The organism is Caulobacter segnis, assembly GCF_031454995.1.
Taxonomy (GTDB): domain Bacteria; phylum Pseudomonadota; class Alphaproteobacteria; order Caulobacterales; family Caulobacteraceae; genus Caulobacter; species Caulobacter segnis_E.
Window position 1 is genome coordinate 148,674 of record NZ_JAVDRV010000007.1, and the last position, 15,936, is coordinate 164,609.

The following is a 15,936-nucleotide window of genomic DNA, read 5'->3' on the forward strand; positions in this document are numbered from 1 at the left end:
CATGGCCCAGGTGACGATCCAGGTGAACGGCCGGCCCTATATCGTCGGCTGCGAGGACGGCCAGGAGCCGCACCTGACCGAGCTGGCCCGCCTGTTCGACCGCCAGGTCCGCCAGGTCAGCTCGGACGTGGGGCAACTGGGCGAGACCCGGCTCTTCCTGATGGGCGCCCTGCTGCTGGCCGACGAACTGTCGGACATGAAGCTGCGCCTGGCCCACGCCCAGGCCGAGATCGCCCGCATGCAGCAGGAAGGCACCAAGGCCGAGATCGCCGCCATCCGCGCCCTCGACGCCGCCGCCGAGAAGATCGAGAAGCTCGCGGCGGACTGATACGCGTCATCGCGCCGCTGGCGTTTCCGCCTCCGAACCCCTATCTATGACCACGGCGGGTCTTGCTGTGGCTCTCGTCGAAGATTTCTATTCCCAGGGACCTTAATCTCTCTATCGGGACCTGTTCCCTCCCGTGGCCGTGGCCGCGGGAACACGGGGCCCACCTGTTACTGACAGGTTCGAGTGGATTGAAACGTCTTCACGGTTCTTCGCGGCGCCGCCACCTTTTCTTCCCTATAAGCGGTCCATGACCATCGCCGACCCCGTCGCGGCCAAGACGGCCCTGCGCGTCTTCCTGCGCAACCAGCGCAAGCAGCTGGCTCGCGAGCATCCGCAGGCCGACTGGATGATCGCCGAGATCGCCCGCGAGCCGCTGGCCGCCCAGTTCCCCGATCCGGCCGGGAAGGTCGCCGCGCTCTATCATGGCCTGGGCTCGGAGTTGTCGCCGCTGATCCTGGCGGACCATCTGCGCGAGGCCGGCTGGACCTTGGCGCTTCCAGCCGTTGTCGACGCCGACGCCCACCGGATGGTGTTCCGCGCCTGGACGCCGGGCGATCCCCTCGTCCACGACAAGATCGGCCTGCGCGCGCCCAGCGCCAAAAATCGTGTCCTGGAACCCGATCTGGTGATCACGCCGCTTCTGGCCTTCCAGCGCGACGGCGTCAGACTGGGGCAGGGCGGAGGCTACTACGACCGGGCGCTGGAGGCCTTGCGGAGCCGCAAGCCGACCTTCGTGCTGGGCGTCGGCTACAGCGGTCAGCAGACGGAGAATTTGCCGCGCGAGCCGCACGATCAAAGGTTGGACGCCATTCTCACCGAAAAAGAGTATATCGCCGTCAAACCCTGAGCCGTTGGCGGCTCGATCCATACTGTTTCTTGGGACTCTCGATGCGTTTCGCCTTTTTCGGCGATGTCGTCGGCAAGTCGGGCCGGGATGGCCTGGCCGACCATCTGCCCGACCTTCGTCGCCGGCTCGGGCTCGAGTTCGTGATCATCAACGCCGAGAACGCGGCGGCGGGTTTCGGCATCACCGAGAACACCGCGCGCGAGCTGTTCGAGGCGGGCGCCGACTGCCTGACCCTGGGCAACCACAGCTGGGACCAGCGCGAGGCCCTGACCTACATCGTGCGCGAGCCGCGCCTGATCCGGCCGGCCAACTATCCGATCCTGTCGGACGCGCCGGGGCGCGGCAGCCATCTGTTCCAGACCGACTCCGGCAAGACGATCTTCGTCGTCAACCTGCTGGGCCGGGTGCACATGGACGCCATGGACGACCCGTTCGCCGCCGTCGATCGCGAGCTGGATAAGGCGCCGCTGGCCCAGGTGGCCGACGCGGTGGTGGTCGACATGCACTGCGAGGCGACCTCCGAGAAGATGGCGATGGGCCACTATTGCGACGGCCGCGCCTCGCTGGTGGTGGGCACCCACACTCACGTGCCGACCGCCGATTGCCAGGTCCTGCCGGGCGGCACCGCCTATCAGACCGACGCCGGCGCCTGCGCCGACTACGACAGCGTGATCGGCAACCAGAAGGAAGAGCCCCTGCGGCGCTTCACCACCAAGATCAGCGGCGGCCGCTACCAGCCCGCCAGCGGCCCGGCCACGGTCTGCGGCGTGTTCGTCGAGACCGACGACCGCACGGGCCTGGCCACGCGCGTCGAGCCGATCCGGGTGGGCGGACGCCTGAAGCCGACCATCCCCGAGGTCTGATCGACGGCGGACTCCCCTTTTCTCGGGGATCCAACGGCCGTCCTCGCGGTTGTCATGATCCGCGCCTCAAATGCGGATCTCGCAAAGGAGACTTCCATGACCGACGCCATCTACACCGCCCACGCCCACGCCGTCGGCGGCCGCAACGGAACCGTGAAGTCCGACGACGGGCATCTGGACGCGCGCCTGGCCTATCCCAAATCGATGGGCGGCGACGGGAACGGGACCAATCCCGAGCAGCTGTTCGCCGCCGGCTATAGCGCCTGCTTCCTGGGCGCGCTGGGCCTCGTCGCGCGCAACCAAGGCGTCAAGCTGGGCGAGCACAGCCTCGACGCCGAGGTTGATTTGATCAAGGACGAGACCAGCTTCCACGTTGGCGTGCGTCTCAAGCTGAACGCCCCCGAGCTTGACCGCGAAACCGCCGAGAAGCTGCTGCGCGACGCCCACGAGGTCTGCCCCTATTCGAAGGCCACGCGCGGCAACGTGCGGGTCGATCTGGAAGTCGCCTAGCCTCTTTCGGGCCGGCTTTTCGGAGGGCGGGGTGACAAAACCCCGCCTCAGGGGCTAAAAGCCCCGCCTCCAATCGTATCAGAAGCAGAGCCTCCGAATGGCCGGCCACTCGAAATTCAAGAACATCATGCACCGCAAGGGTCGCGCCGACGCCGCGCGGTCCAAGCTGTTCTCCAAGCTGTCGCGGGAGATCACCGTCGCGGCCAAGTCGGGCCTGCCCGATCCGGCCATGAACCCGCGCCTGCGCCTGGCCGTGAACAACGCCAAGGCCGAGAGCCTGCCCAAGGACGTCATCGACCGCGCGATCAAGAAGTCGCAGATGGGCGACGCGGCCGACTACACGGAAATCCGCTACGAGGGCGTGGCCGCTGGCGGGGTCGGGATCATCGTCGAGGTGATGACCGACAACAAGAACCGCGCCGCCGCCAATGTCCGCTCTTACTTCACCAAGATGGGCGGCAACATGGGGGCCACCGGCTCGGTGACCTTCAACTTCGATCGCGTCGGCCAGATCAGCTATCCGGCCAAGACCGCGTCGGAAGACGACATGATGGAAGCCGCCATCGAGGCCGGCGCCGATGACGTCACCTCGGACATGGACGAGGAAGGCGAAGGCCACACGATCTACACCGCTTTCGAGGACCTGAACGAGGTGGCCGCGGCCCTCGAAGCCAAGTTCGGCGCGGCGGCGAACACCAAGATCGCCTGGCGTCCCAAGATGCAGGTCCCGGTGACCGGCGACAGCGTCGCGACCCTGATGAAGCTGCTCGACATGCTGGACGAGGACGACGACGTCCAGGCCGTCTACTCGAACGAAGACATCAGCGAAGAAGACCTGGCCAAGCTGGGCTGATCCCCCTTCTCCCCTTGCGGGAGAAGGTGTCGCCAAAGGCGACGGATGAGGGGTTGAAGATCTTGAACGCCGCGACCGGCTCGACCGCCGTCGCGGCGTTTTCTATTTGAGCGACCCCTCACCCGGCCCTTCGGACCACCCTCTCCCGCGAGGGGAGAGGGATCACGAACCACCTTTCACCCGTTACAGCCGACATGGCCTGGCTGTCTCCCTCAGACTTCCTACCCATTCTCGGGGCCATGATCGCGGGCGGCGTGATCGGGTTCGAGCGCGAGTACCGCGCCCGGCCGGCGGGTCTGCGCACCCACATGCTGGTCAGTCTGGCCTCGGCCTTGCTGATGTTGGCGGCCGTCCATCAGGTGCGATGGATGAGCGACACGCCAGGGGACATTCTGCGGATCGATCCCGTTCGCATGGCCCACGGCGTGCTGACCGGGGTCGGCTTCCTGTGCGGCGGGGTGATCTTCCAACAAGGCTTCTCGGTGCATGGCCTGACAACGGCCGCGTCCCTGTGGATAACTTCGGCGATCGGCACGCTGTTCGGCGTCGGGCTCTATGACCTGGCGACGCTGGGCACGGTGCTGGCGGTGGTCACGCTCAGCGCCGCGCGATGGCTGGACCGCAGCTTGCCGCAGACCAACTACACCGAAATCATCGTCCGCTCGCGGGGCGAGACGCCTCTGGAGGAGGAGGCGCTGCGCCGCTTGCTGGCCGAATACGACCTGAAGGGCCAGAGGCTAAACCAGCGTCTGCGCGAGGGCGGCGCGGTGTTCGAGCTGTCGGGGCCGTTCTCGGGCAAGGGCGCCTTGCGGTTGCGCGAGGTGGCCGATCGGCTGAGGTCGGACCCCCGCGTCGTCGAGTTCGACATCCTGCCGCGCAAGGACTGACGGACGCGTCGTCTTCTCGCGGTGATCTGGCCCCGCTAGAGTGGCCGGATGGTCCTGAAGGTTCACATCGACACCGATTGCGGCGTGGACGACGCGCTGGCGCTGGCCCTGCTGGCGCGCGCCCGCCAGGCGGTCGAGGTGGTGTCGGTCTCGGCCGTGTTCGGCAACACCTATGTCGACCAGGCGGCCGCCAACGCGCGGGGCGTGCTGCGCCTGGCGGGCTGCGGGGCCGAGGTCTATATCGGCGCCGGCTCGGGCCTGGCCAAGCGCCGGGTCGAGCGGATGCGGCCCGCTCACGGCGTGGACGGCCTGAACGGGGCCGGCTTCTCCCAGCGCTGGAAGCTGCCCGAACTCGATCGCGGTCACTCGACCAACTTCCTGGCCTTCGCCGCGCGCCGCAAGGTGGTCGGCCTGTTCCTCGGCCCCCTGACCAACCTCGCCAAGAGCCTTCTGGAGGATCCAGCCGCTTTCCGAGGCTGGCGTCCAACGATCACGGCCGGCGCCTTCGCCGTCGAGGGCAAGGCCGCCGGCGGCGCCGACTTCAACAGCTGGAGCGACCCTGAAGCCCTGCAGCGCACCCTGGAGGCTGGCGCGACGCCGCGCCTCGTGCCGCTGGATGTCAGCCGAATGGTCGAGATCACCGCCGCCGACCTGGCGCGCGGCGCCGACTGCTGCGGCTCGCCGCTGTCGGCGCGCCTGACCAAGGCCGCGGAGCGCTATATCGCCTTCCACCAGAGCGTCTGGGGCGGCGAGGGGTGTCGCCCGCATGACGCCGTGGCCGCCGCCAGCCTGATCGCGCCCGAGTTCTTCACCTTCGAGCCGGCGCGCTTGCGCGTGGCCGTCGAGGGGCCGCGCCTTGGACGCGTGGAACGGATCGATGGCGCGCCCAATGCCGAGGTTTGCGTTGGCCTCGATGTCGAAGGCGTCCGCCGGTTGATCGTTGGCGGCCTGTTCGGCGCGAAGGCGGTCGAGGCGGCCTGAAGCGCCTAGTGCGGTTGGCCCCACTGCGCGGCCCGTTCGCGGACGAGGTCGCGCATGAACTGGTCGAGGTCGGCCAGGCGCTGGTCCATCTCCGACACGGGCACGCCGTTCCAGATCGCGTGGTCATAGGCCGAGCGCGCCTCTTGCAGGTTCTCGCCCGCCCGGTACCGCTCGGCGATGTAGAGGGTCTCAAGCAGCTTGGTGGGACGGTCGATCTTCTCGTGCTTCATCGACCAGTAGCTGACCATGTACTCGGCCAGGATTCCTTCGTCCGACGTACCGGCCATCGGCGTCTCCCTAACGACTGCCCGCTAGATAGGGAGCCCCTTCGAGCCCGCCAGGGTTTGGATCAAATTCCATCGGCGACTTCCCCGCGAGAGCGCGCGGCGTTTACGACTCGTTAGGGAAGAGGGGGCTTTTCCTCCGGGGCGGAAGCGAGGAAAGTGCGAGAACACATGATGAACGCGAATCGCACGCCTGTCCGAATTCTCGGCCTCGATCCGGGGCTGCGCCGCACCGGCTGGGGCGTGCTGACCATCGACGGCGCGCGGATGAGCCACGTCGCCCACGGGGTGATCGTGCCGGATGAAAAAGCCGACTTCGCCCAGCGTCTGCTGCACCTGTTCGAGGGCATCTGCGCGGTGATCGAGCAGCACCGTCCCGACGAGGCGGCAGTCGAGGAGGTGTTCCTGAACACCAACGCCCAGTCGACGCTGAAGCTGGGCCACGCCCGCGCCGCGGCCCTGATCGCGCCGGCCCGCGCCGGACTCCCGGTCGCGGAGTATTCCACGCGCCTGGTCAAGAAGGCGGTGGTCGGGACCGGCGCGGCCGACAAGGCTCAGATCGGCTTCATGATCGCGCGCCTGCTGCCGACGGCCGGCAAGACCACGGCCGACTGCGCCGACGCCCTGGCCGTCGCCATCACCCACGCCAACCTGCGCGCCGCCCACCGGAGGGTCGCATGATCGGTCGTCTCAGGGGCGCAGTCGCCGAGGTCGGCGAGGAAGAGGCCCTGATCGACGTCATGGGCGTCGGCTATGTCGTCCGCTGCGGTCACCGCACCCTCCAGCGCCTGCCGGCCCTGGGCGAGGAGACCCTGCTGCACATCGAAAGCCAGTGGAGCGAGAGCGCGGGCCTGCGGCTCTACGGTTTCGCCACGCGCGAGGATCGCAAGGCCTTCGTGCTGCTGCAGGCGATCCAGGGCGTGGGCCCCAAGGCCGCCATGGCGGTGCTGGACGTGCTGTCGCCGGCCGAGCTGGCCTCCGCCGTCGCGCGCGAGGACAAGGCCGCCGTCGGCCGCGCCAATGGCGTGGGGCCGAAGCTCGCCCTGCGCATCGTCACCGAGCTGAAGGACAAGCCGATCACCGACGGACCGGTGCTGATGACGGCCCCCGCCGCCAGCGCCGCCTCTTCCGCGCCCGCCAAGCCCGCCCCGACCGGCGACGCCGTCGCCGCCCTGATGGGTCTTGGCGTCGCCGAGGTGAACGCTCGCCGCGTGGTCGAGGCCGCCGCCGATCGTCTCGGCGAGGAGGCGACTGTTCAGGCCCTGATCAAGGCCGGCCTGCAGGAGCTGGGCCGATGAGCGCTGTACAAAGCCCTTCCCCCCATCAAGGGGGAAGGGGGAGGATCGCGCCATGACCCGCGTCATCTCCGGCGAGCCCCAGCACGGCGACTTGGCGCCCACTGATCGCGCCCTGCGGCCCCAGACCCTGGCCGAGTTCGTCGGTCAGGAGCAGGCCAAGGGCAATCTCCGGGTCTTCATCGAGGCCGCCAAGGGCAGGGGCGAGGCCCTGGACCACGTGCTGCTGTTCGGCCCGCCGGGCCTGGGCAAGACCACCCTGGCCCAGATCGTCGCCCGCGAGCTGGGCGTGAACTTCCGCGCCACCTCGGGCCCGGTGCTGAACAAGCCCGGCGACCTGGCGGCGATCCTGACCAATCTGGAAGCCAACGACGTCCTGTTCATCGACGAGATCCACCGGCTGTCGTCGAACGTCGAGGAGATCCTCTATCCGGCGATGGAGGACCATGTGCTGGATCTGGTGATCGGGGAGGGGCCCTCGGCCCGCTCGATCCGCATCGATCTGGCGCCCTTCACCCTGGTGGCCGCGACCACGCGAGCGGGGATGCTGGCCACCCCCCTGCGTGACCGCTTCGGCATTCCGATCCGCCTGGAGTTCTACACCCCGGCCGAGCTGCGCCACGTGCTGCAGCACGCCGCCCGCAAGATGGGCGCGCCGCTGTCGGACGACGGCGCCGACGAGATCGCCAAGCGCGCCCGGGGCACCCCGCGCGTCGCCGGCCGCCTGCTGCGCCGGGTGCGCGACTTCGCCACCGCCGACGGCGCGACCGTGATCGACCGCAAGGCCGCGGGCCTGGCGCTCGCCCGCCTGGAGGTCGACGAGGTCGGCCTCGACAGCCTGGACCGCCGCTATCTGCGCGCCATGATCGAGCACTATGGCGGCGGGCCGGTGGGCGTGGAGACCATTGCCTACGCCATCGCCGAGGCCCGCGACGCGGTCGAGGACGTGATCGAGCCCTATCTGATGCAGCAGGGCTTTATCCAGCGCACGCCGCGCGGCCGCATGGCCTGCGGCAAAGCCTATCTGCACCTGGGCCTGACCCCGCCCGCCGCCCCGCCGGGACAGGCGCAGGGAGGTCTGTTCGATGAAGGTTAGCGACCCGCGCGCTATCCGACTGTTCACGGCCGGTCTGGCCGCCGTGGGTCTCGCCGTCTCCCTGGCCGCCATCGGCGTGGCGGGCGGGCCGCGCAACGCCTTGATTGTCCAAGGACTTGCCGCCGTGCTCGCTGTGGGTCTGGCCCTTCTGGTCGGGCGTTTCTGGCGACGGACTCGCTGGCGGCTTTGGGTGCTGACGGCCGCCTGCGGCCTGGCCCTGGTCCTCACGCTGATGAATGGCGTCTCGCTGGAGGGCGCTAGGCGTTGGCTGGCGCTGGGGCCGATCCAACTGCACACCGCCTCCCTAGCCCTGCCGTTTGCGGCCTGGGCCTTCGCCAAGGGCTTCGACGATCGTCGCGTGGCGCCGATCGCGGGCCTGGTCGCTCTTCTTCTGCTGTACCAGCACGACGCGGCCTCTTCGCTGGCCTTCGCCTTGGCGCTCGCGGCGGCGGCGCTGGTGGAGCGCCCGCGTCAGCTGACGCCCTGGGCGTGCGTGATCGTCGCTGCGCTCTTGGCCTACGCCGCCTGGGTCGAGCCCGACACCCTGCCCGCCGTGCCCTATGTCGAGGGGCTGCTGGTCAATGCGATGGCTGCCAATCCCGTGCTGGGCTTCGTGGCGGGCGTCTTGATGATCAGCTTGCCCGCGCCATTCCTTGCTGTTGCCCAGGCGCTGCCCGAACGCCGCGCCGAGGCGCTGGCGCTGGCGGCTCTGTGGACCGGCTGGATCGCCGGCAACCTGTTTGGAAACTATCCCGCGCCCGTTCTAGGCTACGGCGCCGCGCCGATCCTGGCCTGGGGTCTATCCTTGGGTTTAGTGCTCGGAGATTCCGAAAACCAGGACCCGCCCGCGTCATGATCGAACCCACCGCCGGCGTCTTCGACGGCCGCGAGCACCAACTGCCCGTGCGCATCTATTACGAGGACACCGATTTCACCGGCGTCGTCTACCACGCCAACTACCTGCGTTATCTGGAGCGAGGGCGCAGCGACTTCTTCCGGGCGGTCGGCATCTCTCACAGCGAGCTCGCCGAGCAGGACACCGGCTTCGCCGTCATCCGGATGGAGCTGGACTTCAAGCGCGCCGCCAAGATCGACGACGCCTTGGTGGTTCGCACCCTGTACGAACGGGTCGAGGGCGTGCGGCTGCACGTCAGCCAGAGAATCACGCGCGGCGACGAGGTGATCCTTGAGGCCAAGGCGGTGGCCGTCTGCATCAGTCTGTCCGGGCGGCCGCGCCGGCCGACGGCGGAGATGACGGCCAAGCTGGCGCCCTGGCTGGCGCCGACCGCCCAGGCTTAAAGCGCCGCGCCGATTTTTTCGGATCGATCGACCCTCGTCATAGTTTCACCCAAGCGCCGCTTCATGCCATACGGCGCACACCTGTCCTGATCAGACGCCCCAACGGAGCCCTACCCCGCATGGACGCCTCGGCCGCCGCCCCCAATTTCTCGTTCTTCGCCCTGTTCATGCAGGCCGACTGGGTCGTCAAAGGCGTGATGATCGGCCTGATCCTGGCCTCACTGGGCTCGTGGGCCGTGATCCTGGACAAGCTGTTCCGCTTCACGAACCTCAACCGCGCGGCCGACCGCTTCGAGGAGCAGGTCGGCGGCGGACGCTCGCTGGAGGACGTGGCGGGCGAGGCCGGCGCCAATCCGCCCCACGCCCTGCCGCGCATGCTGCAGGCGGCGCTGAAGGAGTGGCGCGAAGCCAAGACGCGGGCCATGACCGAGAATCAGACGGCCTTCCTGGTCGCCCGCATCGACCGGATCCTGGACACCATGATCGCCCGCGAGACCGCCAAGGTCGAAGAGGGCCTGGGCAGCCTGGCCATCGTCGCCACGGCCAGCCCGTTCATTGGCCTGTTCGGCACGGTCTGGGGCATCATGCACGCCTTCCAGAACATCGCCCTGTCGAAGAACACCTCGCTGGCGGTCGTCGCCCCGTCGATCGCCGAGGCGCTGTTCGCCACGGCCGTGGGCCTGATCGCCGCCATCCCGGCCTATATCGCCTACAACAAGTTCTCGACCGACGCGGGCAAGTACGCCGGCCGCCTGGAAGGTTTCGCCGACGACCTGTCGACCGCGATCCAGCGTCGCCTGACCGAGCGAGTCTAGGCCCATGGCGATGTCCTCAAACGACGCCTTCGCCACCGGAGGCGGCCGGGGCCGCCGCCGTCGCGGCCGCCGCTCGCGCGGGGCGCTGTCCGAGATCAACGTCACGCCCCTGGTCGACGTGATGCTGGTGCTGCTGATCATCTTCATGATCAGCGCGCCGCTGCTGACCGCGGGCGTGCCGCTGGAGCTGCCCAAGACCGAGGCCGCAGCCCTGCAGAACCAGGAAGAGCCGATCACCGTTTCGATCCGCAAGGACGGCGGCGTTTTTGTCGGCGAGACCCAGATCCCGTTCGAAAATCTGGCGCCGCGCATCAGCGCCATCGCCGGCGACGGCTATGACAAGCCGATCTTCGTCCGCGCCGACGGCGGAGCGACCTACCAGGTCGTCGCCCAAGTGATGGCGGGCCTGTCGAACGCGGGCTTCAACAAGATCAACCTGATCACCGAGACGGGCGGCCCCTCTTCGGGTTCAGCCCCCCGCGACGCCCAGCCGGCGGACGCGGGCGCCTTGCGGCCCGCGCAGTAGGGGCGGCATGATCGCCCACCGCGAACAACGGGTCTCTCCGGCTCTCCTGGGCTCGATCGCGCTGCACGGCGCGGTCGCGGCGCTGATCGCGTTCGGCCTGCCGTGGAAGTCGTCCAAGCCGATCACCATCGGCGAGTCGGTGCCGGTGACCATCGTCACCAACGGTCCGACCAATGTCCGCCCGGCCGAGCAGGCGCCGGTCGAGCAGACCGCCCAGGCGCCGGAGCCCGAGCCACAAGCGACACCGCAGCCGCCGGCCCCGACCCCCGCGCCGACGCCAACCCCCGCGCCAGCTCCGCCGCCCAAGCCGACGCCGGTTCCCAAGCCCGCGCCGACTCCGACGCCGGCCAAGCCGACCCAGCAGAAGAAGACCGACAGCAACGACTTCTTCGCCTCACTGGAAGCCACCCTGGCCAAGACCAAGAAGGCGACGGGCAAGCCGACCTCGAATGCCGCCAAGGGACCGGCGCGGCAGGAGACCTCGGTCTCGGCGCGTCCCGCCCTGGGCGCGGCCACGGGCCTCTCGGCCTCGGCGCTGGGCCGCCTGCAGGGCGAGGTCCAGGACCGCTGGAACCCCAACTGCGAGGTCGAGGGCGGCGCCAACGTCAATGTCCGCGTGGTCTTCGTGATCGGGCCGGGCGGCCGCGTTGTCGGCCAGCCGGAGTCGCCGGGAACGTCCTCGCCGGACCCCGTGGTCAAGGCCGCGTCGGACCGCGCCATTCGCGCGCTGTTCGCCGCCTCGCCGTTCGCCTACCTGCCGCCGGACCTGTACGGTCAGAAAATCGCCCTGAACTTCAACGCAAAACAGGCCTGTTCGCGTTGATGCCAGGAACGGTCGAGAACAAGGAGACCCCGATGCGCCCTAAAGCCTGGAAGCGAATGCAAGCCCTGATGCTGGCGGCCGCCGTCCTGCTGAGCGGCGCGGCCTTCGTCACGCCGGCCGCCGCGCAGATCGAGGTCGACATCAACGCCGGCGCGGTCAAGCCGATGCCGATCGCCATACCGGCCTTCTCGGGCGCCACTCGCGGCGCCGAGATCGCCCAGGTCATCAGCGGCAATCTCGAGCGCTCGGGCCTGTTCCAGCCGCTGAACGTGGCGGGCGTCCCGGACAAGCTGTCGGACGTCAACATCCAGCCGCGCTTTCCCGACTGGCAAGCCACGGGTGCTCAGGCGCTGATCAACGGCCAGGTGACGGTCGGGCCCGATGGCGGCCTGCGCGTCGACTTCCGCCTGTGGGACGTGTTCTCGCAGCAGCAGCTGCTGGGCCTGCAGTTCTCCTCGACGCCCGACAACTGGCGGCGCGTGGCTCACAAGATCAGCGACGCCGTCTATGAGCGCCTGACCGGCGAGAAGGGCTATTTCGACACCCGCGTGGCCTTCGTCGCCGAGAGCGGTCCCAAGCTGGCCCGCGTCAAGCGCCTGGCGATCATGGACCAGGACGGCGCCAATCCGCAGTACCTGACCGACGGCTCGTACATCGTCATGACGCCGCGCTTCAGCTCCACCAGCCAGGAGCTGACCTACATGGCCCTGCGGCCGACGGGCTCGTCGATCTACCTGCTGAACCTGGAGACCAGCCGCCAGGAGACGGTCGGCAAGTTTCCCGGCATGGTGTTCGCCCCGCGTTTCTCGCCCGACGGCGGCAAGGTCGCCTTCTCGGTCGAGAAGAACGGCAACAGCGACATCTATGTGATGGACCTGCGCAGCCGCTCGACCACGCGCATCACCACCGATCCCTCCATCGACACCTCGCCCTCGTTCTCGCCGGACGGGACGAAGATCGTGTTCAATTCCGACCGGGGCGGCCAAGCCCAGATCTACGTGATGAACACCGACGGATCGGGCGTGCGCCGCATCTCGTATGGCGGCGGCCGCTATACGACGCCCGTGTGGAGCCCGCGCGGCGACTTCATCGCCTTCACCAAGCAGACGGGCGGCCAGTTCCACATTGGCGTGATGCGGCCTGACGGCGGCGACGAGCGCCTGCTGACCACCAGCTATCTCGACGAAGGTCCGACCTGGGCGCCGAACGGCCGCGTGCTGATGTTCTTCCGCGAGGGCGGCGGCGGCAATCCCAAGCTCTGGACGGTGGACATCACCGGCCGGATCCTGCGACCGGCCGCCTACAACGGCTCGGGCTCGGACCCGGCTTGGTCGCCGCTTCTAGACTGACAAATCGTCGAGCCGCGCAACCTTAAGCTTGCGAGCGCGTTCTGCGGCTACTAACTCGACGTCGTTGCGCGTCGGGATTGTCTCGTTGAAGAGTTTCGGCGCCGTCTGACCGACTTCTGACGTCATTGTGAGGTATGGTCGGACATTTAGCAGGTCCATTGCCCGCATGTCGCAGGTATGGATCAGGTCCAGAGTTGTTGACTTGAGGAGAAACTGGATGAGCTTCGACACCCAGCGCGCCGTTAGACTGGCGCTCGTCGGCCTCGCCGCCGGCTCGCTCGCCGCCTGCGCTTCGCGTCCGAAGCCCCAGCCCGCCGCGCCGGCGCCCCAGCCGCCGCCGGCCCAGGAGCCCGCGCCCTACACCCCGCCGCCGGCCCCGCCGGTCGCTCAGGGCCCGCTGCCGGGCTCGGTGCAGGACTTCGTCGTCAATGTCGGCGACCGGGTCTATTTCGACACCGACGAATATTCGGTCCGCGCCGACGCCCAGCCGGTCCTGGCCGGTCAGGCCCAGTGGCTGAACCGCTATCCCGCCGTGAAGGTCCGCATCGAAGGCAACGCCGACGAACGCGGCACCCGCGAATACAACCTGGCCCTCGGCGCCCGCCGCGCCAACGCCGTGCGCGATTTCCTGATCGCCCAGGGCGTGTCGGCCTCGCGCATCGAGACGATCTCGTTCGGCAAGGAAAAGCCGATCGACGCCGGCTCGACTGAGGAAGCCTGGGCCAAGAACCGTAACGGCCACACGGCCATCACGGACGGCGCCCGCTAAGCGCTGAGCTAAAATGGGGCGGCGTCTCACCGAGATGCCGCCCTAGTTTTGTCCGCTAGCTCCCGGTACATCACGGTCATGAAGCTGAAATCCGCCTTGCTTGCCGTTCTGTTCGCCTCGGCCTCCGCCGTCGCGGTGGCTCAGACCCCGCTGCCGGCGGCCGATCCGCTGGACGACCGCTCGGCCAAGCGCGTGGAGCGGATGGAGAAGGTGGTCCGCGAGCTGCGCGCGATCGTCTTCCAGGGCCGCGACACTGGTAAGCCCGTCGTGGTGCAACCGGCCGAGACCGACGCCCAGATCGCCGCCCTGAACGACCGGGTCACCGATCTCGAGCAGACCCTGACCAAGCTGAATGGCCAGAACGAGACCGTCACCTTCGAGCTCAATAAGGCCAACAAGGCCGCCGCCGACCAGAAAGCGCGCGCCGACGCGCTGGAGCAGCGCCTGGCCGCGATCGAAAAGACCCTGACCGACCTGCAGGCCGCCGCCGCCAACGGCCAGATGGCCGCCGGAGCCCAGGCCACCGATGGCGCCGTGCCGCCGCCGCCCCCGCCGCCGGCCGACCCGGCCGTGGCCTTCAAGCAGGCGCGGCAAATGCTGCTGGACGGCGACTACGCCGCCGCGGAGCAGGCCTTCTCGGCCTACGTCACGAACTATCCGGACAACGCCAAGACGCCCGAGGCCCGCTACTGGCTGGGCGAGACCCTGTTCGTCCGCGAGGCCTATACCGACGCCGCCGCCGCCTATATCGGCGCGATCCGCGGCTGGCCGCAGACGACCTGGGGCCCGGACGCGACCCTGAAGCTGGCCCGCTCGATGGTGGCGCTGAAAAAGACCACCGAGGCTTGCCGCACGCTGGACGAGCTCGCCAAGCGCTATCCCAAGGCCCCGGCCCAGGTGAACTCCCGCGCGGCCTCGACCCGCGTCGCGGCGAAGTGCTCGTAGGAGTCTGAACCCCTCTCTCTGAGAGAGGGAGAGGCCCATCCCTTGCGATGGGAGGGTGAGAGGTTACGCTCTCGCGGGCCCAGGCGCGGGCGAATGCCGATGATGGAAGAGCTAGGATTGTCCGGTGGACGGTGAAACCTCTCACCCTCCCACCGCCTCCGGCGGCGGGCCTCTCCCTCTCTCAAAGAGAGAAGGGGTGTCGCGCCCTTTCGACCATCGTCTAGACGCCCTGTCCAACGCCCCCCTCGCCGTCGGCTTCTCCGGCGGCGGCGACTCCCTTTTTCTGCTGAAGGCGACGCTGGACTGGGCGCGGCCGCGCGGCCGGCCCGTGCTGGCGCTGGTCGTCGATCACCGGCTGCAGGCCGATAGCGCGAGCTGGACCGCCGATGCGGTCGAGAAGGCGCGGCGCCTCGGGGCGGACGTCCGCGCCCTGGCCTGGACGGGTCCAAAGCCCGGCGCGGGCCTGCCCGCCGCCGCCCGCCGCGCCCGCCACGCCTTGCTGGCGGCCGCCGCGCGGGAGGCGGGAGCCTCCGTGCTGCTGCTGGGCCACACGGCCAGCGATCTCGCCGAGAGCGCGGCGATGCGCGCCGAGGGCTCGACCGTCCCCGACCCGCGCGAATGGTCGCCGTCGCCGGTCTGGCCGGAGGGGCGCGACGTCTTCCTGCTGCGGCCGTTACTGGCCCTGACTCGTGCCGAGATCCGGGACGCGCTCGGCGCCGACGGCGAGACCTGGCTGGAAGATCCCGCCAACGCGGATCTTCGCTACGCCCGGGCGAGGGCCCGGGCCGGCGGCGCCGAGGAGGCACCCTTGGAGCCGGAAACCGTGAAGTCGCCGCCCGTCTTCTCCATCGACGCCACGGGCGCGATCCGCTTGCCGCGCGACGCCGCGGCCGCCCATCTGGCCGCCGCCCTGTTGTGCGCCGCCGGGACCGAGCGACCGCCGCGCGGCGAGCGTCTCCAACGCTTGGTCCAGCGCCTGCGCGGCGGCGAAGCCTTCACGGCCACCCTGGCCGGCGCGCGGATCGAGGCGGGGGAGATGGCGCTGATCAGCCGCGACGCTGGCGAGACCGCGCGCGGTGGCCTCTCGCCCCTGACCCTCGCGCCTGGCGAGACCGGCGTCTGGGACGGCCGCTGGGAAATCACCGCCGGCGCGGAGCCGCTGACCGTCGTCGCGCTGAAAGGCCGGGGCTCCAGCCTGTCGGCCGCGCAGCGCGCGCGCCTGGCCAGGCTGCCCGCCGCGGTCCGGCCCAGCTTGCCGCTGATCCCGCGGCATGGCGCGGCGCCGTGTTCGCCCACGCTTGACGGCCCGGATTTTGCGGTCGAAGGGGGAGGGCGCGCGCGTCCGCTCGTTCTGGGTCGCTATCAGGCTGCGGTTGGCCTTTGTGACAAAGAATCCGTGACCAGATGTCACGTCCGTGGCGCAAGCGCTCGCGAGCCCTTATCTTGAGGGGCGAAGACCTATCGTT

At 69.2% G+C, this 15,936-nt stretch carries 20 protein-coding genes and 1 other RNA gene; 20 read left to right on the forward strand and 1 reads right to left on the reverse strand.

The features are described 5' to 3' along the window. The first annotated feature begins 1 nt into the window (after window position 1). The 8 genes from J2728_RS19610 (at window position 2) to J2728_RS19640 (ending at window position 5,269) form a co-directional block, all read left to right on the forward strand. Entirely contained in the window at window positions 2-328 is a 327-nt protein-coding gene (locus J2728_RS19610; RefSeq protein ID WP_310001837.1) for a cell division protein ZapA, read from the forward strand. 59 nt (window positions 329-387) lie between these two features. After that, window positions 388-550: non-coding RNA, 6S RNA (gene ssrS / locus J2728_RS22410), on the forward strand. 25 nt (window positions 551-575) lie between these two features. Then, window positions 576-1,175 carry a 5-formyltetrahydrofolate cyclo-ligase gene (locus J2728_RS19615; RefSeq protein WP_310001838.1) on the forward strand — a complete coding sequence of 200 codons (600 nt, stop codon included), beginning with the start codon at window positions 576-578 and terminating at the stop codon, window positions 1,173-1,175. A 29-nt stretch (window positions 1,176-1,204) separates the two neighbouring features. After that, complete coding sequence (locus J2728_RS19620; protein ID WP_310001839.1) at window positions 1,205-2,038, forward strand: TIGR00282 family metallophosphoesterase; 834 nt, start codon at window positions 1,205-1,207, stop codon at window positions 2,036-2,038. A gap of 96 nt (window positions 2,039-2,134) precedes the next feature. Then, a complete protein-coding gene (locus tag J2728_RS19625; protein WP_310001841.1) occupies window positions 2,135-2,548 on the forward strand; it encodes an organic hydroperoxide resistance protein in 414 nt (137 codons plus the stop codon). 97 nt (window positions 2,549-2,645) lie between these two features. Continuing rightward, entirely contained in the window at window positions 2,646-3,401 is a 756-nt protein-coding gene (locus J2728_RS19630; protein ID WP_066686689.1) for a YebC/PmpR family DNA-binding transcriptional regulator, read from the forward strand. A gap of 239 nt (window positions 3,402-3,640) precedes the next feature. Further along, entirely contained in the window at window positions 3,641-4,288 is a 648-nt protein-coding gene (locus J2728_RS19635; protein ID WP_310001842.1) for an MgtC/SapB family protein, read from the forward strand. A gap of 48 nt (window positions 4,289-4,336) precedes the next feature. After that, the gene (locus J2728_RS19640) at window positions 4,337-5,269 is read left to right on the forward strand and encodes a nucleoside hydrolase (protein WP_310001843.1); all 933 of its coding nucleotides are present in this window, start codon (window positions 4,337-4,339) and stop codon (window positions 5,267-5,269) included. Between the two features lie 5 nt (window positions 5,270-5,274). Here J2728_RS19640 and J2728_RS19645 read toward each other — a convergent pair whose 3' ends face one another. Further along, window positions 5,275-5,556: a hypothetical protein gene (locus J2728_RS19645; RefSeq protein WP_310001844.1), complete on the reverse strand. Its 282-nt coding sequence runs from the start codon at window positions 5,554-5,556 to the stop codon at window positions 5,275-5,277. Window positions 5,557-5,712: 156 nt separating this feature from the next. Here J2728_RS19645 and ruvC point away from each other — a divergent pair, with 156 nt between their 5' ends. The 12 genes from ruvC (at window position 5,713) to tilS (ending at window position 15,917) form a co-directional block, all read left to right on the forward strand. Then, the gene (gene ruvC / locus J2728_RS19650; protein WP_310001845.1) at window positions 5,713-6,234 is read left to right on the forward strand and encodes a crossover junction endodeoxyribonuclease RuvC; all 522 of its coding nucleotides are present in this window, start codon (window positions 5,713-5,715) and stop codon (window positions 6,232-6,234) included. Next, window positions 6,231-6,851 (forward strand): Holliday junction branch migration protein RuvA, encoded by a 621-nt coding sequence (gene ruvA, locus J2728_RS19655; protein WP_310001846.1) that lies wholly within the window; start codon window positions 6,231-6,233, stop codon window positions 6,849-6,851. Before ruvC ends, ruvA begins: the two co-directional genes overlap by 4 nt. A 52-nt stretch (window positions 6,852-6,903) precedes the next feature. Beyond that, a complete protein-coding gene (ruvB, locus tag J2728_RS19660) occupies window positions 6,904-7,944 on the forward strand; it encodes a Holliday junction branch migration DNA helicase RuvB (RefSeq protein ID WP_310001848.1) in 1,041 nt (346 codons plus the stop codon). Next, the gene (locus tag J2728_RS19665) at window positions 7,934-8,800 is read left to right on the forward strand and encodes an FtsW/RodA/SpoVE family cell cycle protein (RefSeq protein WP_310001849.1); all 867 of its coding nucleotides are present in this window, start codon (window positions 7,934-7,936) and stop codon (window positions 8,798-8,800) included. Before ruvB ends, J2728_RS19665 begins: the two co-directional genes overlap by 11 nt. Beyond that, on the forward strand, window positions 8,797-9,243 hold the full coding sequence (gene ybgC, locus J2728_RS19670; protein ID WP_310001851.1) for a tol-pal system-associated acyl-CoA thioesterase: 447 nt from the start codon (window positions 8,797-8,799) through the stop codon (window positions 9,241-9,243). Before J2728_RS19665 ends, ybgC begins: the two co-directional genes overlap by 4 nt. Before the next feature lie 119 nt (window positions 9,244-9,362). Next, window positions 9,363-10,058 (forward strand): protein TolQ, encoded by a 696-nt coding sequence (tolQ, locus tag J2728_RS19675; RefSeq protein ID WP_310001852.1) that lies wholly within the window; start codon window positions 9,363-9,365, stop codon window positions 10,056-10,058. A 4-nt stretch (window positions 10,059-10,062) separates the two neighbouring features. Further along, entirely contained in the window at window positions 10,063-10,584 is a 522-nt protein-coding gene (locus J2728_RS19680) for an ExbD/TolR family protein (protein WP_310001853.1), read from the forward strand. Window positions 10,585-10,591: 7 nt separating this feature from the next. Beyond that, complete coding sequence (gene tolA, locus J2728_RS19685; RefSeq protein WP_310001854.1) at window positions 10,592-11,407, forward strand: cell envelope integrity protein TolA; 816 nt, start codon at window positions 10,592-10,594, stop codon at window positions 11,405-11,407. Continuing rightward, window positions 11,407-12,756 carry a Tol-Pal system beta propeller repeat protein TolB gene (gene tolB, locus J2728_RS19690; RefSeq protein ID WP_310001855.1) on the forward strand — a complete coding sequence of 450 codons (1,350 nt, stop codon included), beginning with the start codon at window positions 11,407-11,409 and terminating at the stop codon, window positions 12,754-12,756. The genes tolA and tolB overlap by 1 nt, the downstream gene beginning before the upstream one ends. A gap of 202 nt (window positions 12,757-12,958) precedes the next feature. Next, the gene (gene pal, locus J2728_RS19695) at window positions 12,959-13,525 is read left to right on the forward strand and encodes a peptidoglycan-associated lipoprotein Pal (RefSeq protein WP_310001856.1); all 567 of its coding nucleotides are present in this window, start codon (window positions 12,959-12,961) and stop codon (window positions 13,523-13,525) included. A gap of 78 nt (window positions 13,526-13,603) precedes the next feature. Continuing rightward, window positions 13,604-14,470, forward strand: a complete 867-nt coding sequence (ybgF, locus tag J2728_RS19700; protein WP_310001857.1) for a tol-pal system protein YbgF — start codon at window positions 13,604-13,606, stop codon at window positions 14,468-14,470. Window positions 14,471-14,666: 196 nt separating this feature from the next. After that, window positions 14,667-15,917 carry a tRNA lysidine(34) synthetase TilS gene (gene tilS, locus J2728_RS19705; protein ID WP_310001858.1) on the forward strand — a complete coding sequence of 417 codons (1,251 nt, stop codon included), beginning with the start codon at window positions 14,667-14,669 and terminating at the stop codon, window positions 15,915-15,917. Window positions 15,918-15,936 lie beyond the last annotated feature (19 nt).